Annotated in this window: 19 protein-coding genes and 1 pseudogene; 11 read left to right on the top strand and 9 right to left on the bottom strand. The window is 71.5% G+C overall.

The window, feature by feature from the left end; genetic code table 11:
* Positions 1-81 precede the first annotated feature (81 nt).
* Positions 82-1,209: a DNA cytosine methyltransferase gene (locus HNR25_RS09830; protein WP_184634343.1), complete on the top strand. Its 1,128-nt coding sequence runs from the start codon at positions 82-84 to the stop codon at positions 1,207-1,209.
* Positions 1,210-1,221: 12 nt separating this feature from the next.
* On the opposite strand, the gene HNR25_RS09825 is transcribed toward HNR25_RS09830, so the two are convergent.
* Positions 1,222-1,710, bottom strand: coding sequence for a GyrI-like domain-containing protein (locus HNR25_RS09825; RefSeq protein ID WP_184634342.1), 489 nt, complete (start codon positions 1,708-1,710; stop codon positions 1,222-1,224).
* A 20-nt stretch (positions 1,711-1,730) separates the two neighbouring features.
* On the opposite strand from HNR25_RS09825, the gene HNR25_RS09820 reads away from it, so the two are divergent.
* From HNR25_RS09820 to HNR25_RS09795, 6 genes are all read left to right on the top strand, one after another.
* Positions 1,731-2,141: a hypothetical protein gene (locus tag HNR25_RS09820; protein WP_184634341.1), complete on the top strand. Its 411-nt coding sequence runs from the start codon at positions 1,731-1,733 to the stop codon at positions 2,139-2,141.
* On the top strand, positions 2,098-3,123 hold the full coding sequence (locus HNR25_RS09815; RefSeq protein WP_184634340.1) for a LacI family DNA-binding transcriptional regulator: 1,026 nt from the start codon (positions 2,098-2,100) through the stop codon (positions 3,121-3,123). Before HNR25_RS09820 ends, HNR25_RS09815 begins: the two co-directional genes overlap by 44 nt.
* Positions 3,124-3,345: 222 nt before the next feature.
* A complete protein-coding gene (locus HNR25_RS09810) occupies positions 3,346-4,671 on the top strand; it encodes an ABC transporter substrate-binding protein (RefSeq protein ID WP_221457487.1) in 1,326 nt (441 codons plus the stop codon).
* 76 nt (positions 4,672-4,747) lie between these two features.
* Complete coding sequence (locus HNR25_RS09805) at positions 4,748-5,749, top strand: carbohydrate ABC transporter permease (RefSeq protein WP_184634339.1); 1,002 nt, start codon at positions 4,748-4,750, stop codon at positions 5,747-5,749.
* Positions 5,742-6,581 carry a carbohydrate ABC transporter permease gene (locus HNR25_RS09800; RefSeq protein WP_184634338.1) on the top strand — a complete coding sequence of 280 codons (840 nt, stop codon included), beginning with the start codon at positions 5,742-5,744 and terminating at the stop codon, positions 6,579-6,581. Before HNR25_RS09805 ends, HNR25_RS09800 begins: the two co-directional genes overlap by 8 nt.
* A 128-nt stretch (positions 6,582-6,709) precedes the next feature.
* The gene (locus HNR25_RS09795) at positions 6,710-7,501 is read left to right on the top strand and encodes a potassium channel family protein (protein ID WP_184634337.1); all 792 of its coding nucleotides are present in this window, start codon (positions 6,710-6,712) and stop codon (positions 7,499-7,501) included.
* A 99-nt stretch (positions 7,502-7,600) separates the two neighbouring features.
* On the opposite strand, the gene HNR25_RS09790 is transcribed toward HNR25_RS09795, so the two are convergent.
* Positions 7,601-9,559, bottom strand: coding sequence for a heavy metal translocating P-type ATPase (locus HNR25_RS09790; RefSeq protein ID WP_312862446.1), 1,959 nt, complete (start codon positions 9,557-9,559; stop codon positions 7,601-7,603).
* Between the two features lie 104 nt (positions 9,560-9,663).
* Here HNR25_RS09790 and HNR25_RS09785 point away from each other — a divergent pair, with 104 nt between their 5' ends.
* The 4 genes and pseudogenes from HNR25_RS09785 to HNR25_RS25835 all read left to right on the top strand — a co-directional run bounded on the left by HNR25_RS09785 (position 9,664) and on the right by HNR25_RS25835 (position 11,233).
* Positions 9,664-10,080 (top strand): ArsR/SmtB family transcription factor, encoded by a 417-nt coding sequence (locus tag HNR25_RS09785; protein WP_184634336.1) that lies wholly within the window; start codon positions 9,664-9,666, stop codon positions 10,078-10,080.
* 343 nt (positions 10,081-10,423) lie between these two features.
* Complete coding sequence (locus HNR25_RS25845; protein WP_246463552.1) at positions 10,424-10,702, top strand: hypothetical protein; 279 nt, start codon at positions 10,424-10,426, stop codon at positions 10,700-10,702.
* A gap of 157 nt (positions 10,703-10,859) precedes the next feature.
* Positions 10,860-10,982, top strand: a pseudogene (locus tag HNR25_RS26815) (ATP-binding cassette domain-containing protein); the annotation flags it as partial.
* Positions 10,983-11,041: 59 nt separating this feature from the next.
* Entirely contained in the window at positions 11,042-11,233 is a 192-nt protein-coding gene (locus HNR25_RS25835) for a hypothetical protein (protein ID WP_246464738.1), read from the top strand.
* Positions 11,234-11,318: 85 nt separating this feature from the next.
* On the opposite strand, the gene HNR25_RS09775 is transcribed toward HNR25_RS25835, so the two are convergent.
* The 7 genes from HNR25_RS09775 to HNR25_RS09745 form a co-directional block, all read right to left on the bottom strand.
* Complete coding sequence (locus HNR25_RS09775; protein ID WP_184634334.1) at positions 11,319-11,957, bottom strand: LuxR C-terminal-related transcriptional regulator; 639 nt, start codon at positions 11,955-11,957, stop codon at positions 11,319-11,321.
* Positions 11,945-13,213 carry a sensor histidine kinase gene (locus HNR25_RS09770; RefSeq protein ID WP_221457486.1) on the bottom strand — a complete coding sequence of 423 codons (1,269 nt, stop codon included), beginning with the start codon at positions 13,211-13,213 and terminating at the stop codon, positions 11,945-11,947. Before HNR25_RS09770 ends, HNR25_RS09775 begins: the two co-directional genes overlap by 13 nt.
* A 175-nt stretch (positions 13,214-13,388) precedes the next feature.
* A complete protein-coding gene (locus HNR25_RS09765) occupies positions 13,389-14,111 on the bottom strand; it encodes a cation efflux transmembrane domain-containing protein (protein ID WP_184634333.1) in 723 nt (240 codons plus the stop codon).
* A complete protein-coding gene (locus HNR25_RS09760) occupies positions 14,111-14,446 on the bottom strand; it encodes an ArsR/SmtB family transcription factor (protein WP_184634332.1) in 336 nt (111 codons plus the stop codon). The genes HNR25_RS09765 and HNR25_RS09760 overlap by 1 nt, the downstream gene beginning before the upstream one ends.
* A 112-nt stretch (positions 14,447-14,558) precedes the next feature.
* Complete coding sequence (locus HNR25_RS09755) at positions 14,559-16,187, bottom strand: peptide chain release factor 3 (protein WP_184634331.1); 1,629 nt, start codon at positions 16,185-16,187, stop codon at positions 14,559-14,561.
* Entirely contained in the window at positions 16,184-16,618 is a 435-nt protein-coding gene (locus HNR25_RS09750; protein ID WP_246463551.1) for a MerR family transcriptional regulator, read from the bottom strand. Before HNR25_RS09750 ends, HNR25_RS09755 begins: the two co-directional genes overlap by 4 nt.
* A gap of 309 nt (positions 16,619-16,927) precedes the next feature.
* Positions 16,928-17,929: a LacI family DNA-binding transcriptional regulator gene (locus tag HNR25_RS09745; protein ID WP_184634330.1), complete on the bottom strand. Its 1,002-nt coding sequence runs from the start codon at positions 17,927-17,929 to the stop codon at positions 16,928-16,930.
* Positions 17,930-18,076 lie beyond the last annotated feature (147 nt).

Here is an 18,076-nt window from a genome sequence, read left to right as displayed (position 1 = left end):
ACGGAGTCCGAGGAAGCGCAGGCGACCGTCGCAGCACCGCCCCGACCGCCAACCGCTTCCCCGAGCAGCCAGGAGAGATCAGTGAACCCCCCCGTCGAAATCGTCGATCTCTTCGCCGGTCCGGGCGGAATCGATGTGGCGGCGCACTGGCTCGGTCTGTCGACGGTCGGAATCGAGGCGGACCCGAACGCCTGCGCTACCCGGCAGGAGGCCCGTCTCCGCACCGAACAAGGCGACGTACGCTCCTTCGACCCGAAACGGTTCCCGGACGCCACTGTGCTGGCCGGCGGGCCGCCGTGTCAGACCTACACCGTCGCCGGCAGTGGTGAGGGGCGTCGAGCCCTGGAGGAGGTCCGCCGATTCGCTCGGCGGATGGCCGCCGGCGAGGACGTCCGTACGGAGCTGGCGAAGCTGGACGACGAACGAACGGCTCTGGTTCTCGAGCCTTTGCGGTGGTCGTTCGCAGCGTATGACGAGGGCGATCCCTATCAGGCGATCGTCCTCGAACAGGTTCCTCAAGCGCTCCCGGTCTGGGAGGAGATGGCAGAGCACCTCTCCATCCGAGGGTATTCCGTGGTCACCGGCATCCTGCGTGCGGAAGAGTACGGGGTGCCGCAGACCCGTCGGCGTGCGGTCCTGATCGCTCGTCGTGACGGGAAGACCGCCTCCATGCCCGAACCGACGCACACGCGATACCGAAAAGGGGTCTCGGGCGAGGATCCTTTCGGCCTGCGCGAGGAGTGGGTCCCCATGGGCAAGGCGCTCGGTATCCGTCGCCCGTTCGAGGTGGTCTCCAACTACGGGACGGGCGGAGACCCCAAAGCCCGTGGACGACGCAGGTCGGACGAGCCGGCCTCGACCGTCACCGGGAAGATCTTCCGTAATCTGGTCGAGCCGACGGGCGGCGGGTTCCCCAGACGCTTCACGTTCGCCGAAGCGGGACAGTTGCAGACGTTCCCGGCGGATTACCCCTGGCGAGGGAGCGACATCGCGCAGCAGATCGGCAACGCCGTCCCCCCGCTCCTCGCGCTCCACGTCCTCGCAGAGGCTCTCGAACTCGACGAAGGAGCCGTCAAGAGGGGGCTCGAAGCCTCCGCCGAGCCCTGGCCTCCGCAGACCGCGACCGCGACGGAGACGGACGGCGTTTCCCTGTCCACGGGAGACCGGGACCTCACGGAACCGTATACGGCCGTCGCCGGTCCGGCGTAGGACGCTCCGCCCTCACCCCTCCACCGGAACGTTGAGCTCAACGCGCAGGTCGTCGGGGTTCATGTCGGGGGAGGGTTCGGTCACGTAGACCTCCCAGTAGAACGTCGCCGGGGTCAGGCCCTGTTCGTCGACCCACGTGCACAGGCGGCCCCACGATGCGGGCAGTCCGTCGAATGCGCCCGCGTGGGTCATCCTGGCGACGCGCCCCGCGGGCAGGGTGCTCGGTACGGCGTCGCCCTCCGGGTCGATCGGGCGGTCGACGGGGAAGCCGACCTCGATGTCGACGGGGTCGCCGAAGCCGCCGTGGTAAAGGCCGAACGCGGGCCCGGTGATGTTCGCGCCCTGGCCGCTGACGGCCGGGACGAGGGCGCCGAACGAGCGGTCGAAGAAGGTCGGCAGGTCGGCCTGTTCGACCGTGCCTCGGATGACGGCGGTGGTGGAGGGCTGGACCGAGACGATCCGGGGCTCGGATCCGTTCGTTTCGGGAGTCGACGGTCGCATGTGCGGTTCCTTCCGTTGCGGTGGCGTCCGCTGCCGGTACCGGTGCCGGCACCGGTGGACGCATCACCGTCTGCCGGGGCAGTGGCCGCCGCGCCTTCACGGTGGAGGCCGTCGGCGCGGCCGAAGCACCTCGGACGGCGGTCTGTCCGCTCATCGTCGTCGTTGCCGCGGCGATCGTGGTGGAGGCCGATCCGGGCGTGTACGAGGTGGGCTGCACTGCGATTCTGCATGGCGGCACCGACGATCCGCGCGGTGCGCCGCGCCGATCCCGGTGGATCCTGCCGCTTCGCGCGCCTCGCCGTACATGTGGGCCGTGGCGTCGGCGTTCTCCGGCCGCGGTCGGGTTGGCCCTGCCGGAAATCGGGAGGCGGACTACCATCATTGCCCATGACCGCACCCACTCCGGGCCGCAAGCGCCCCACGATCAGTGACGTCGCCCAACGCGCAGGCGTGACCAAGGGCGCGGTGTCGCGGGCGCTGAACAGCGGGACCGGTGTCAGCTCCGGCACGCGCGAGCGCATCCGGCAGGCTGCGGTGGAACTGGGGTGGAGCCCGAGCTATGCCGCACGTGCCCTCAACGGGAAGGCGCTGGGCACGATCGGCCTGGTCGTGCGCCGTTCGCCGGAGATCCTGGATTTCGATGCGTTCTTCGCGTCGTTCCTGTCGGGTATCGAGTCGGTGCTTTCCGGCGAGGAGCACGCCACCGTCATCCGGTTCGTGCCCGACGCTCAGACCGAGGCGACCACCTACGAGCGGCTGTTCGAGGACCGGTTCGTCGACGGTTTCCTGGTCACCGACCTGCGTGTGGACGACGAGCGCCCGGCGATGCTGCACCGCATGGGAGCGCCGGCCGTGGTCGTCGGTGCCCCCGAGGGCTCCTCGGATTTTCCCACGATCAGCAACGACTCCCGGGAGGCGATCCGGTCGCTGGTGCACCGGTTCGCCGACACCGGCCACCGCCGTGTCGCCCACGTCCAGGGCGATCCCGGCATGCTGCACGCCCTGCAGCGCCGCCGCCACTGGGAGGAGGCGCTGCACGACTTCGGGCTGGAGCCGGGGCCGGTGGAGTACGGCGGCTACACCATCGAGGGCGGTGCGCAGGCGACCGAGCGCCTCTTGGATCGCGGAGAGCGTCCTACGGCGGTGTTCTACGGCAGCGACCTCATGGCCATCGGCGGTTATTCCGTGCTGGGCGAGGCGGGGTTGGCCATTCCCGGTGACGTGGCCGTGGCCGGCTTCGACGACATCACCCTGGCTTCGTTCGCTTCGCCGCCGCTGACCACCGTCCGCAGCAGGCACCGCGAGCTGGGTAGTTCAGCCGCCCGTATCCTGCTCGACATGCTCAAGGGCCAGGAGCCGCCTGCGGTGACCCGGATGACCGGGGAATTGCGGTTGCGAAGTTCTGCTGGGTAACGTCTCGGTAACCTCCTCTCCTGTTTGGTAGGTGACCTCTCCTACACTCATGAGGTAAACCGGTTTACTTCAGTGGCGTGGTTCACTCTGGGGATGCGCAGCCCGTCGCCCCGGACCCTGCACCGACTGAACAGGAACCTCGGCGGCCCCTGTGTCGCCCCGGACCGCTGTGCCGCCCACCGGCACGACAGCGGGCCGGCATGGCCACGACGAGGAACGGAGATGGTCGTGAAGATCCCCGCCAAAGCAGTACTGTCCGCCTCGACCGCGCTCGGCATGGTCGCCGCCCTTTCCGCCTGCGGCGGCACCGGCGACGAAGAGTCCGGCGACCGGACGCTGACCTACTGGGCCAGCAACCAGGGGGCGAGCGTCGAGGAGGACAAGGAGGTGCTCCAGCCCTCGCTCGATCGCTTCACCGAAGAGACCGGCGTGGAAGTCGAGCTCGAAGTCATCCCCTGGGGTGAGCTGTACAACCGCATCCTCACCGCGGTCAGCAGCGGTGACGGTCCCGACGTGCTCAACATCGGCAACACCTGGGCGGCCAGCCTGCAGGAGACCGGAGCCTTCGTGCCCTACGAGGGCGAGGATCTGGAGGCCGCAGGCGGCGAGGGCCGCTTCGTGGAGACCAGCTTCGCCACCGGCGGTGCCGAAGGAGAGCCGCCGACGTCGGTTCCCCTCTACGGTCTGTCCTACGCGCTGTTCTACAACCCGACCATGTTCGAGGAGGCGGGCATCGAGGAGCCGCCCTCGACCTGGGAGGAGTTCACCGAGACCGCCGAGGAGCTGACCGAGGACACCGACGGCGACGGCGAGCCCGACCAGTACGGCTTCACGATGGAGGCCGGTAGCGAGCGGCAGAACTCCCACTTCGCCCACGTTCTGGGCCTGCAGCAGGGCGGGGAACTCTGGGCCGACGGCCCGAACTTCTCCTCCCAGGAGGTGGTCGACGCGGTGAAGATGCGGCTCGACATGATGACCGAGCAGGGAATCGTCAACCCCAGCAACGCCGAGTTCAGCGACGGCACCCAGTCCATCGCCGACTTCGCCGACGAGCGGGCGGCCATGATGATGGCGCAGGGCAGCGCCCGCACGACCCTGGCCTCCCGCGACTTCGACGACTACGAGGTCGCCCAGATCCCCGTCATGGATCCGCTGCCCGGCCAGCCGATCCAGAGCCACGCCGCGGGCATCAACATCAGCGTCTTCAACGAGACCGACGACAAGGAGGGCGCGCTGCAGCTGGTCGATCACCTGACCAGCTCCGAGGAGCAGGTGTACCTGTCGCAGGAGTTCCAAACGCTGCCCGTGGCCACCGAGGCCTACGAGAACGAGGAACTGCAGAGCGAGTCCATGGACACCTTCCGCACCATCCTCACCGACCACGCCGCCCCGATGCCGCTGATCCCCGAGGAGGGGCAGATGGAGACGGTCCTCGGCGAGTCGATCGCCGGGCTCTTCGCCGACGCGGCGACCGGCAGCGAGATCACCGAGGACGATATCCGCGCGGCCATGGAGGAAGCCGAGACCCAGATGAACGCCGCCGACTAGATCCGGTAGCAGGCGGTTCGTCCAACCGGCCGCCCCGTCCCTCCGCGGCGGGGCGGCCGTTCGATGGAGGCCCTTGATGTCGACCACTGACGACACCGAAGAACCGCGGCCCCGCGCCGAGGAGGAGGCCCCGGCGGCCGAATCCCACGGCGGCGGTACCCGCAAGCGGCGGCGGCGCCGACCGGACTTCCTGCCCTACGGCATGGTCCTGCCGGCGGCGGCGATGGAGCTGCTGATCCACATCATCCCCATGATTCTGGGGATCTACATCGCATTCACCTCACTGACGCAGCTGACCATCCGGAACTGGACGTCGGCGCCGTTCGTGGGGCTGGAGAACTTCGTCCGGGGCCTCGACCCCAGCGGCGCGCTCGGCAGTGAGCTGTTCCAGAGCCTGTTCCGCACGATCGTGTACACGGCCCTGGTGGTCGGGATCTCCTGGGCACTGGGCATGGCGGCGGCGGTTGCGCTGAACACCCGGTTCCGCGGGCGCGGAGCGCTGCGGACACTGTTCCTGGTGCCCTACGCCCTGCCGGTTTACGTCGCCGCCATCGTCTGGGCGTTCATGTTCAACCAGCGCGACGGCATGATCAACCGGCTGCTGGTGGAGGACCTCGGCCTGTTGGACCAAGGTCCGTTCTGGCTCATCGGCGACAACGCGTTCTGGGTTCTGGTCATCGTGTCGATCTGGCGGCTGTGGCCGTTCGCCTTCCTCATGCTGCTGGCCGCCCTGCAGAGCATCCCCGGTGAACTCTACGAGGCGGCGGCGATCGACGGGGCGTCGACCTGGAAGCGGTTCACCGGCATCACGATGCCGATGGTGCGCTCGTCCAACGCCGTGGTCTTGCTGGTCATGGGGCTGTGGACATTCAACGAGTTCAACGTCCCCTTCTTGCTCTTCGGCGACGTCTCGCCGGACAGCGCACGGCTGATCTCGCCGCTGATCTACGAGCACTCCTTCGTCAATTGGAACTTCGGGCTGGGGGCCGCGATGAGCGTCCTGCTACTGGCAGCGCTGGTCATCGCCTCGGCGGTCTACGTCCGGATGGTCCTGCCCAAGGGAAATAGCAATGACTGAGACACCCGGTTTCCGCTGGTTCCGCCGGATCGTCCTTACGTTCCTCACCGTCTTCACCGTCCTGCCGCTGTATGTGCTGGTGGTGACGTCGGTGAAGCCGCTGGAGAACGTCCGGGGACTGTTCACCTGGGTTCCCGACCGCATCACGTTCCAGCCGTACGTGGACATGTGGTCGACGATCCCGCTGGCCCGCTATCTGACCAACAGCCTGATCGTGACCATCACGGCGACGGTGCTGGCGCTGATCATCTCGATCCTGGCGGCGTACCCGCTGGCGCGGCTGCGGTTCCGCGGCAAGCGGGTGTTCAGCATGACGGTGCTCTCGACGCAGATGTTCCCGGGCATCCTCTTCCTGCTGCCGCTGTTCCTGATGTTCGTCAAGGGCGAGGAGATCCTCGGGATCCAACTGACCGGCTCCTACACGGGGCTGATCATCACGTACCTGACCTTCGCCCTGCCGTTCTCGATCTGGATGCTGTCGGGCTACATCAGCGCCATCCCCCAAGGCCTGGAGGAAGCGGCGATGATCGACGGAACCAGCCGCATCGGCGCCCTGGTGCGGGTCATCCTGCCGGTGGCCCGCCCCGGGATCCTCGCTGTCGGCGTGTTCGCCTTCATCACCGCCTGGGGCGAGGTGCTGTTCGCGTCGGTGCTGACCGACACCGAGACACGCACCCTCTCCATCGGTCTCAAGCTCTACACGAGCCAGGTCGACACGCTGTGGAACGAGTTGCTGGCGGCGTCGCTGACGATCTCGCTGCCGGTGATCGTCGCGTTCATGCTGGTCCAGCGCCACCTGGTGTCGGGACTGTCGGCGGGGTCGGTGAAGTAGCGTACGGGGCCCGCCCGGCCGGCCGCCGGCACCGCCCTTGCTAGCGTTATCGCCGGCGATCGGGCGACGGTCGCGGCGCGGCGGGGCGGGCCCCGCCGCCGTGTCGGTACGCGGCAGGAGGGCGAGAGATGACCGAGGCGAAGATTCGCCGCAACGATGCGCGCCTCCAAGAGTGGCGAAACCGGACGGTCATGCCCATGGTGGCGGCCGCCGCCGTCTTCCTGGCGGCCTACTCCTGGCCGATCATCGATTCCGACCTGCCCGCCGTGTGGGAGAGCGTGTGTTCGGCCGCGCTGGTCGTGGTGTGGGCGCTGTTCTGCCTCGATTACGTGGTCCGGCTGTGGTTGGCGCCCTACCGCTGGTCCTTCGTCCGCCGCAACTGGTTCGACCTGCTGGTACTGCTGATTCCGGCGCTGCGCACCCTGCGGCTCGTGCAGGTGATCGTGGTGCTGGGGCTGCTCAACAAGCGGGCCACGATGACGATGCGCGCGAGCGTGTCCCGGTACTCGGTGGCAGCGGCCGTGCTGATCGTGTTCTGTGCGGCGGTGGCCGTGCTCGACGCCGAACGAGGGGAGCCCGGCGCCGTCATCCATGCGTTCCCCGACGCCCTGTGGTGGGCGGCCACGACGGTGACGACGGTCGGATACGGCGACTTGTACCCGGTAACGGCGGAGGGCCGGCTGGTCGCCGGGGTGCTGTTCACCGCCGGTATCGCCCTACTGGGTGTGGTGACCGCGACGCTGGCCTCGTGGTTCGTCGAAAAATTCAACGAGGGCCAGGAGAGCGCCGCGGCCACCCAGAAGCAGATGGCCGATCTGATGGAGGAGGTCCGCTCGCTGCGCGTCGAGCTGGCCGCCAGGACGGCCGCGGTCGAACCGGCCCACGAGCGCTCCGCCGGTGATCCCGACCCCGACCGCTGATCCTGGAGCCGAGCTCCCCGGCCGTTCGGCGGCCGGGGACGGTGACCGCGGCGTCCCCGCGGGACTCCGGAACCACCCCGACGGGGCTCGCCGAGCGCGTCAGGCGCGTGCCGCGCGGCGCCAGGCCCGACCGCTCAGCAGGCGCAGGCCGTTGAGGGCGACCAGGACCGTCGAGCCCTCGTGGCCGGCGACGGCCAGCGGCAGCGGCAGCGTGCCGAACAGGTCCCAGGCCACCAGCCCGGCGATGAACACCGACGCGATCACCAGGTTCTGCACGACGAGCGTGCGGGCGCGGCGCGCCAGGAGCACGGCGGCGGGAACGGCGCCCAGGTCGTCGCGGACCACGACGGTGTCGGCGCTCTCCAGCGCGAGATCGGAACCGGCGCCGCCCATGGCCGTGCCGGAGGTGGCCGCGGCCAGCGCCGGGGCGTCGTTCACGCCGTCGCCCACCATCAGCACCCGGTGCCCGTTCTCCTCGGCCGCTCGGACTGCGGCGACCTTGTCCTCGGGGAGGAGCCCGGCTCGGACGTCGGTGATGCCGGCCTCGGCCGCCGTGTGCTCGGCCGCGCGCGGGTTGTCGCCGGTGAGCAGTATCGGCGGCGCGCCGGTCAGCGCACCGAGCCGGGCGACGGCCGCGGCGGCTTCGGGGCGCAGCCGGTCGGCGATCCCCAGAACGCCCGCCGGGGCGCCGTCGACCACCACCAGTACGGCGGTACGGCCCCGTTCCTCCAGCCGCTCGGCCTCGGCCGCGGCCTCCGCCGCGTCCGGATCGTCGCCGAGCAGGCGCGCGGGCGATCCCGCCTCGACGCGGCGGCCGTCGACCGTGGCGGCCACGCCCAGCCCGGGCGCCGAGGTGAAGTCGGCGGCGGGCGGGAGCGCGAGACCGCGGGCGCGGGCGGCGTCGACGACAGCCGAGGCCAAGGGGTGCTCACTGGCGTGCTCGGCGGCGGCCGCCACGGCGAGGAGATCGTCGTCCCGCAGCCCGGAGCCCGGCAGTGGACGGACGTCGGCCAGGCGTGGCGCGCCCTCGGTCAGGGTCCCGGTCTTGTCGAGCGCGACCCGGTCGCACCGGGCCAGCCGCTCCAGGGCGCGGGCGGACTTGATCAGTACTCCGTGGCGGCCGGAGTTGGCGATCGCCGCGAGCATCGGCGGCATGGTCGCCAGCACCAGCGCGCACGGCGACGCGACGATCATGAAGGTCATGGCCCGCAGCAGCGTGGGCTCCAGCGCGGCGCCCCACAGCAGCGGGACGGCGAACAGGGTGAGCGTGGCGGCGACCATGCCCACCGAGTAGCGCTGTTCGACCTTCTCGATGAACAGCTGCGTGCCGGCCTTGGTGCGGGCGGCCTCCTCCACCATGGCCACGATGCGCGCGATCACCGAGTCGCCGGGGTCGCGCTCGACGGCCACACGCAGCACCCCGGTGCCGTTGACGGTGCCGGCGAAGACGTCGTCGCCGGCCTGCTTGGCCTTGGGCAGCGGCTCGCCGGTGATGGAGGCCTGGTCGACCTCCCCGGCGCCCTCGACCACGTGGCCGTCGCCGCCTACGCGCTCGCCCGGACGCACCACGATCATGTCGCCGGGCCGCAGGTCGGCCGCCGGAACGGTCTCCTCGGAGCCGTCTGCGGCGACCCGGCTGGCCCGGTGGGGGGTGAGGTCGAGCAGGCCGCGCACGGAGTCGGCGGTGCGGGCGGTGGCTACGGCCTCCAGCGCGCCCGAGGTCGCGAAGATGACGATGAGCAGCGCCCCGTCCAACACCTGCCCGATCCCGGCGGCGCCCAGTGCGGCGGCGACCATGAGCAGGTCGACGTCCAGGCGTTTCTCGCGCAGTGCGCGCAGCCCTTCCAGCGCGGGCTCCCAGCCGCCGGCGACGTAGGTGAGCGCGTACAGCGGCCCCCAGAGCCAGGCGGGCGCCTCCAGCAGCTCCAGCGGCAGCGCCGCGGCGAACAGGACGAGCGCGGCGGCGGCCCAGCGCACCTCGGGCAGCGCGAGCATGCGGGCGATCCGACCGGAAGCCCGGCCGGTGTCGGATACCGGCGGGGAGAGCACAGCGGTCACGTCGGGTTCCTTCCAGCGAGCGGCGGCGACCGGCGATCTCCACCTTACAGGAACACATGAACATCAATTCAAGTGTTCATTCGTCCTGTGGGTAGACTGTCCGCATGGGTCACCGAGTCACCACCCCCGCCGAGGACGCCCTCCGCACCCGGTTGGAGGCGGCCGAGGCCGACCAGGTGGCCACCACACTCCAGGCGCTGGCGACCCCGTCGCGGCTGCTGATCCTCGCCCGCCTGCGCGAAGGCCCGCTTCCGGCCACCGCCCTGGCCGCCGAGGTCGGTATGGAGCAGTCGGCCTGCTCCCATCAGCTGCGCCTGCTGCGCAACCTCGGTCTGGTCGTGGGGACGCGCGAGGGCCGCTCGGTGGTCTACGCCCTGCACGACGACCACGTCGCCGCCCTGCTGGACCACGCCCTGTACCACGTCGAACACCTCCGCCTGGGCGGCGGCGGTTCCGACGCCGCGGACCGCGCCGCCGACGAGGACGCCGAAGACGCCGAGGACACCGCGACCGTCCGCTGAGGGGCGCCGCGCCATCCCGGGGGCGCGGGCTTCCGCGGTCTCCGCGGTCCCCACGGTTGGAAAGCCCCGCTGAAGGGTTCGGCGGGCACGGTGGCGGCGGCGGAACGGACCCTCCCGGTACGCGCTGCCCGCCGGCGACCCCTGCCCGGATCCGGAACGGACCCGCTCGCCGCGCCGCCGGTGTACAGCCAGCTGGACACCGGCTCGGCGTGCGGAGGGGATCGAGCGCGGCGGCGCCGGCTCCGTAGCGTTCTTCGTGCCGCCGCCGCGGCGTCCGCGCGGTTCGGTCGCCGTGCCGGCGGCCCAGCGCCGCGATCCGTCCGACGTGCCCCAGGAGCATCCCGTGTCCGATGATCCGTACCGCATCCACCCCGATTCCACCCCTGACGCCGCATACGGCCCCGGCACCGGTTCCGCCGCCGCGTCCGGGCGGCAGCGGAGCCCCGCGAACCCCGCCCGGATGGCGCAGGTCGCCCTGTGGACCCTGTTCGCCCTCTGCCTGGCGGCGAACGCCGTCGGCTCACTGGTGGCGACGCACGTGCTGGTCGACGCCGCCTTCGGCGCCGCCGCTCTGGCCTTTCTGGCCGCCGCGATCGTGCACTACCGCACGACGCTCCGGTGACCGGCGCGGCCCCCGATCCGGCCCCGGACCGGAAAGCCGCCGCCGGCGACGCCCTCGTCCTCGACGGCGTGCACCGCAGCTTCGCCGGCGGCAGGGGCCCGTGGACGCGCTGTCCGGGGCGTCCCTGCGCGTGCCGCGGGGCGCGTTCCTCGCGGTCATGGGCCCTTCGGGTCCGGGGAAGTCGACCATGCTCAACTGCGCCTGCGGGCTGGATCGCCCGACGTCGGGAACCGTGGAGATCGGCGGAACCGACATCGGGGCGTTGAAGGAGCCGGCACTCATCCGGTTCCGGCGTGTGCGGGGCGGCTTCGTGTTCCAGTCGCGGCGGGAACCGCCGCGGTGGCGGTCCCGCCGGCTCTGGTGGGCATCGGTTACCTCGGCAGGCCGTGGCCCGGAGGTCCGGCGTGGCTGCTGCCCGCCGCGGCGGCGACGGTCGCCGTCGTCGCCTGGCTGAGCGTGGAGCCGCCGGCTCGCCGCCTGGTGGCGGCCGCGGAGCGGCGCGAAGGACGAGGCGCGAGGGGTGAGGGGTGAAGAGTGAGGTGCGCGGCCGGCTGCGGCGCCGAGCCCGGCGGCCTGTGCACGATCGGCGATCGGCGCAGGGCGGCCGGGCCCGTGGTCAGGTGCCGAGGTAGGCCAGTACCGCCCGCACCCGGCGGTGGCCGGTGTCGCCTTCGGCGAGGTCGAGCTTGGTGAAGATCCGGCCGATGTGCTTGTGCACCGCCCCTTCGGTCACCGTGAGCCGCTCGGCGATCTCGGTGTTGTCGCGGCCTTCGGCCATCAGCGCCAGCACGTCCCGCTCACGCGGGGTGAGCCGGGACAGCGGGCGCTCCCGGCGGGTCAGCAGTTGTCCGACCACCTCGGGGTCCATCGCCGTCCCGCCCGCCGCGACCCGGGTCAGCGCGTCCAGGAACTCCTCCACCCGCGCCACCCGGTCCTTGAGCAGGTAGCCCACGCCGCGCGCCCCGTCGGCGAACAGCTCGGAGGCGTAGACCTCCTCGACGTACTGGGAGAACACGAGCACCGGCAGCCCGGGGCGTGCGCGGCGCGCGTCGATCGCCGCGCGCAGCCCTTCCTCCCGGTACGCGGGCGGCAGGCGCACGTCGGCGATCACCACGTCGGGCGCGTGCTCGTCGACGGCGCCGAGCAGCCCTTCGGCGTCGCCGAGGAGCGCCGCGACCTGGTGGCCCCCGGTTTCCAGCAGGAGTTTCACTCCTTCGGCGAGGATGGTGTTGTCCTCGACGATCACGACTCGCACGGCAGCTCCACAGCGATGAGGGTCGGGCCGCCCGCAGGGCTGGTCACCGACATCGTTCCGTCCAGCGCGGCCACACGGCGGCGGATACCGCTGAGACCGGTTCCCCCGGCGGGAGCCGGAGCGGATCCCGGTGCGGCGCCGGCGGCCTCCGCGCCGCCGGCGCCGTCGTCGGAGACCTCCACCAGCAGCATGGGGCCGGTGCGGTCGACGCGTACCGTGACCGAGGACGCCTGCGCGTGCTTGGCGGCGTTGGTCAGCGCCTCGGCGACGGTGAAGTAGGCGGCGGCCTGCACCGAGGCGGGCACCTCGCCCAGTTCGCCGATGTCGACGTGCGCGGGTACGCCGGAGCGTGCCCCCAGCGCCCATACGGCGCCGTCGAGGCCCCGGTCGGCGAGGACGGGCGGGTACACGGTGCGGATGACGTCGCGCAGCTCCGTCATCGTCTCTTCGGCGCGGCCGCGGACCTGGCCGAGCAGTTCGGCCGCCCGATCGGGGTCGCTGGCCAGCAGCTGCTCGGCGACGCCCGCGCGCATGGCCAGGTCGACCAGCCGCGCCTGGGTGCCGTCGTGCAGGTCGCGTTCGATGCGGCGCAGTTCGTCCCCGTGGGCCTTCAGCGCTTCGGCGCGGGTGTGGGACAGCTCTTCGACGCGTTCGGTGAGGTGCGCGGCCTCGATCTCGGAGTCCGAGGGCGACAGCGCCCGGTCCAGCAGCCGGGCGTAGCCGGTGGCGAGGACGGGGGCGCCCCACAGGAACAGCGCCGCGTATACGGCGGCCTCGGCCAGGCCGCCGGCGATCGCGGCAGCCCATCCGCCGACCTCGATCCCGACGAGGAGCACCGGCGGGGTCGGGAAAGCCCACCACAGAGCCGCTTCCACGAGCGCGGCGGGGGTTCCCGCCAGCGCTATCACGCCGATGATCCCGGCGACAGGTCCCAGTAGGGCGTGGACGAGCAGGCCGCGCAGCGCGCGCTGCGTCGCCGGATCGCCGACCAGCTCGCGCAGCCGCGCAGGAGGCCGCCGGACCGGGGGCGGGATAGGGCCGCCGATCCTCTTCAGCGCCTGGCGGCGTTCCCAGTCCCCCCACCGGTGCGCCGCGGTCAGCAGGGGAAGCAGCACAAAGGCTCCGGCGCCCAGCGGGACGAGGACGGTGGCCACTACCAGCAGCGGCAGCGCCACCAGCGCCGCCATCCCGGTCGGGAAGGCCGCCAGCAGGTAGACCGAGGCCCGCCCGCTGCCGAGCAACCGCTCCATGCTCATACTCCGTCCTTCTGAACGCCGGCGCGGTGCGGCCGGACGCCTCCGATTCTGCCGCAGTCCGGCACACGGAGGCTGTCCAGCAGGCTCGACAACCGGTGAGCCGGTTCCCGGCCCCGCTACCGGCCCCGGGCCCCGCCGGGAGCTCGGCGGGGCCCGGTCGGAGGGCTGGGCGGGATCAGTCTCCGCCGCAGCAGGAGCAGCCGGGGCCGCAGCCGCAGGTGTCCCCGTCGGTGTCCGGGTCGGCGCCGACGGCGGCGGCGATACCGCCCGGGGCGCAGCAGGCGTCGCCCTTCCAGGCCTCGCGGCCTTCCTTGACGGCGACCGCGGCGATGAGCAGGGCGACCAGCGGGTCCGCCCAGGCCCAGCCGAGCAGGGCGTTGGCGAGCAGTCCGGCGAGCAGGGCCGCGGAGAGGTAGGTGCACAGCAGGGTCTGCTTGGAGTCGGCTACCGCCGAAGCCGAGGAGAGTTCGCGGCCCGTGCGGCGCTGGGTCAGCGACAGGAACGGCATGATGAGGACCGACAGGGCCGCGAGCACGATGCCCGGAATCGAGGGGTCGGCTTCGCCGGCGCCGAGCAGGGACCGCACCGCGTCGACGGAGACGTAGGCGGCGAGCGCGAAGAACGATACGGCGATGATCCGCAGCGCGCGGCGTTCGCGGTCCTGGCGCACGGCGGCGTCGCGGGCGGAGAACTGCCAGGCCACCGCGGCGGCCGAGGAGACCTCGATGACCGAGTCCAGGCCGAAGCCGATCAGCGCCGTGGAGGAGGCGAGGGTGCCGGCGGTGATGGCGACGACGGCCTCGACGACGTTGTAGGCGATGGTGGCGGCCACGAGCAGCCGGATGCGCCGCGTCAGTACGGCCCTGCGGTCGGGGCGGCCGGTGGCGGGGGAGGCCATCAGCAGCACTCTTCTTCGTCGGAGTCCAGGCAGGTCTTGTCGGTCTCCACCGCCAGTACCGCCGAACGCAGGTCGTCCACCGCGTGGCCGAGGCGGGAGTCGGCGAGTTCGTAGCGCACTCGCCGCCCGACCGGTACGGCTACGACCAGCCCGCAGTCGCGCAGGCAGGCCAGGTGGTTGGACAGCCGGGTGCGGCTGATGTCGAGGGAGTCGGCGAGGTCGGCCGGGTGGGCGGGTGCCTCGCGCAGCAGCAGGAGGATCCGGCAGCGGATGGGGTCGGCGAGGGCGCGTCCGAACCGGGACAGTGCGTCGATGTCCGTGGCGATGCTCAGCATGCCTCAACGATACAGGGAATTTTGAATCCCGAAAACGCTGAATCCACGGATTCGTGTTGCGTACCCGGTCAGCGGGGTTCGCGGGGCCCCCGGGGGCCGGGTACCTCCCGGATCAGGCGTCGTCGTCGGCGCCCCCGGCCAGCAGCGGCTCCAGCACGAGGCCGGGATTGTCCCGCACGATGACCCGCAGCCGGTACTTGTTGTGCACCAGCACCAGCAGCTCGCCGTCGGCCCGGCGCTTGAGGACCTCCGCCCCCGACAGCGCGTGGGCGGCCGGAGCCGAGGCGGCGTCGGTGCGCCGCGCCAGCGTGTAGTCCAGGTGCGCGAGCTCGACGGTGGCGTTGAACTCCTCGGCCATGCGGTGGGCGACCACGTCGAACTGCAGCGGACCCACGGCCGCCAGCACCGGTGCCTGCTCGCCGCGGACGTCGGAGGTCAGTACCTGCACCACGCCCTCGGCGTCCAGCTGGGCCATGCCGCGCTGGAACTGCTTGTAGCGGCCCGAGTCCTTGGCGCGGCACACGGCGAAGTGTTCCGGAGCGAAGCTCGGGATCGGGGCGAACTCGACCTTGGGGCTGGCGTAGAGGGTGTCGCCGACACTCAGCGCGGCGGCGTTGACCAGCGCGATCACGTCGCCGGGGTAGGCCGTTTCGACGGTGGAGCGCTCGCTGCCGAACACCGCCTGGGTGTACTTGGTGGCGAAGGGCTTTCCGGTCCTGGCGTGGGTCAGCACCATGCCGCGCTCGAACCGGCCCGAGGCGATGCGCACGAACGCCATGCGGTCGCGGTGGGCCTTGTCCATGTTGGCCTGCATCTTGAACACCTGGCCGGAGAACGGCGCGTCGATCGGCCGGCGCTCGCCCCGGGCGTCGACCGGCGCAGGGGGCGGCGGAGCCAGCTTCACCAGGGTGTCCAGCAGCTGGGAGATACCGAAGTTGGGCAGCGCGGCGCCGAACAGCACCGGCGAGGACTGACCGGCCATGAACGACTCTTCGTCGATGTGCGCGCCGATCTCGCCGAGCAGTTCCATCTCCTCGGTGGCCTGGACCCAGGTCTCGCCTTCGGTCTCGGCGGCCTGCTCCGGGGTCAGCCGCTCCTCGACGGCGCGGGTGGCGCCGCCGGGGGTGCGGGTGAGCTTGGTGTAGGAGCCGTCGGCGCGGTCGATGAGGCCGCGGAAGTCGCCGGCGATACCCACCGGCCAGTTCAGCGGGGTAGGCCGCAGCCCGATGCGCTGCTCGATCTCGTCCAGTAGCTCCAGCGGTTCGCGGCCGGGCCGGTCCCACTTGTTGACGAAGGTGATGACCGGCATGTTGCGGGCGCGGCAGACGTCGAACAGTTTCAGGGTCTGGGGTTCCAGGCCCTTGGCCGAGTCCAGCAGCATGATCGCGCAGTCCACCGCCGACAGCACCCGGTAGGTGTCCTCGGAGAAGTCGGCGTGGCCGGGTGTGTCGAGCAGGTTGAGCACGGTGTCGCCGTAGTCGATGCGCAGCGCCGCGGACGTGATGGAGATGCCGCGGGCCTGCTCCATGTCCATCCAGTCGGAGGTCACGCCGCGGCGGTCGCCCTTGCCGTGCACGGCGCCGGCCGAGGTGATGGCGGCGGCGTGCAGCGCCAGCGCCTCGGTCAGTGTGGACTTGCCCGCGTCGGGGTGGGAGATCACCGCGAAGGTGCGCCGCCGGGCTGCCTCGTCCGCGACCTCGCGGGCGGGCTTGCTGTGGGTCTCTTCGGCCGTCGTACTCACCGCTGCTGCTGTTTCCTCACCTGATCGCCGGTCGCTTCGAGGTGCGTTTTGCGCTGGTCTGTCAGCCGCTGGGCGAACTCCTCGGCCATCGCGAGCTGATCGCGCAGGTCGCGGCAGCGCTGTTCGGCGGCCCGCTCGAACTCGTCGAGCCGGTGGGCCAGCTCGGCCCGCCGGTCCTCGTCCACGCCGGGCTCGGCCAGCCGGTCCAGGATCTGCAGCAGGTCGCGCGTGTCCTCCAGGCTGAAGTCGAGGGGTTTCATCCGCTTGATCAGCAGCAGCCGGTCGAGATCGGCCTCGGTGTAGAGCCGGAACCCGCCGCGGGAGCGGGCCGAGGGCTCGACGAGCCCGATCTCGCCGTAGTAGCGGATGGTCCGCAGCGACAGGCCCGTGCGTTGGGCGATCTCGCCGATCTGCATGTGTCCGGCGCCCATCGACGCACCTCCTGCCTTGACCCTACCCTCACGTGAGAAACGGCGAGCCGGACTCACTCGTCGTCGAGATTAGCGGTCGCCGCGGCGGCTTCGGGCCGGTGGGCGCGGGCCGCGGCGACCGGGTGTCCGGAGTGCGGACCGCCCGGGCCGCCGCGGCGGGAGGCGGCGGTGGAGTGGTATGGAAGCGGCACCGCCGCCTCGGCGGAGCCGACTCTACTATCCCGTGAGGGTCGAGACGGCGCAGGGTGGAGGGGCGCGCGATCCGGCCGGCGCTCCCGCATACGCCGCTGATGGGGTGTGCGGCGGCGCTCACCCCGGTGCCGGGCCCGTGGAGTCGCGGATGACCAGGTGGGAGGGCAGGACTACCCGTCGTGGCGCGGCCTCGGAGGGGCGGGCCGAACCCTTGGTCAGCAGGTTCTCCACAGCGGCGCGGCCGGCTTCCTCCTGGGGGCCGGCCAGCGTCGTCAGGGCGGGGACGCAGAAGTCGGCGCCGAAGATGTCGTCGTAGCCGGCCACGCTGATCCGTTCAGGTACGGCCACGCCGCGTTCGGCCAGCCGCCGCAGGATGCCGATCGCCAGCAGGTCGTTGTGGGCGACGACGGCGGTGGCGCCCGAGACCAGTGCCGCGTCGGCGGCCGCGCCGCCGCCCGCCACCTGCGGAGGGAAGGGGCCCAAGCGGGTCGCGGCCATGCCCCGCTCCTCGGCGCCCGCGCTCAGGGCGCGCCAGCGCTCGCCCGCCAGCCAGGAGGTGTGCGGCCCGGACAGGTAGACCAGCGAGCGGTGGCCCAGTGATGCGAGGTGGTCCACGATCTGCCTGCTGCCGGCGGCGTTGTCGACGACGACGCTGGGGAGCCCGTCGACCTGGCGGTCGATGAGGACGAGGTTGTGGTCGCGGGCGAGCTCGGCGGTGGTGCCGTCGGGCATGCGGCTGGAGGCCAGCACGAATCCGTCCACCGAGCGGGCCAGGCGCTCGATCTTGTCGCGCTCGGTATCTGCGGACTCCTCGGTGAACCCGAGCATGAAGGTGATGTCGGCGGCCGTCGCGCGGCGCTCGGCCCCGCGGATGGGGCCGAAGAAGTGCGGGTTGGCGATGTCGGGCACGAGCATCGCGACCGTGGCCGTGTGTCCGGACTGCAACGCGGTGGCCAGCGGGTTGGGATGGTACCCCAGGCGGTCGGCGACCTCCAGCACGTGCCGGCGTGTGGCCGCGTTGACGCGGCGGGGGTTGCTGAAAGCCCGGGAGACCGTCGACGCGGCGACTCCGGCTTCTCGGGCGACGTCGTAGACGGTCGTGCGCTTGGGCGTAGTCATGATGCGGCCGTTCTACGCGATATTGGCAACATTTGGCAATCGCTTGCCACGTCGTCTTCCGGAAACCTAAGGTTCACACCATTCGTGCTTCTGGCCGGTGGAACGCCGGTGTGAGCTGCACTGATCGCTGCCTTCGTCGACTGGAGC

This window comes from Streptomonospora salina, assembly GCF_014204715.1.
Lineage (GTDB): Bacteria > Actinomycetota > Actinomycetes > Streptosporangiales > Streptosporangiaceae > Streptomonospora > Streptomonospora salina.
Note: the sequence above shows the minus strand (reverse complement) of the source record. Positions and strands in the feature narration are given on the sequence as shown.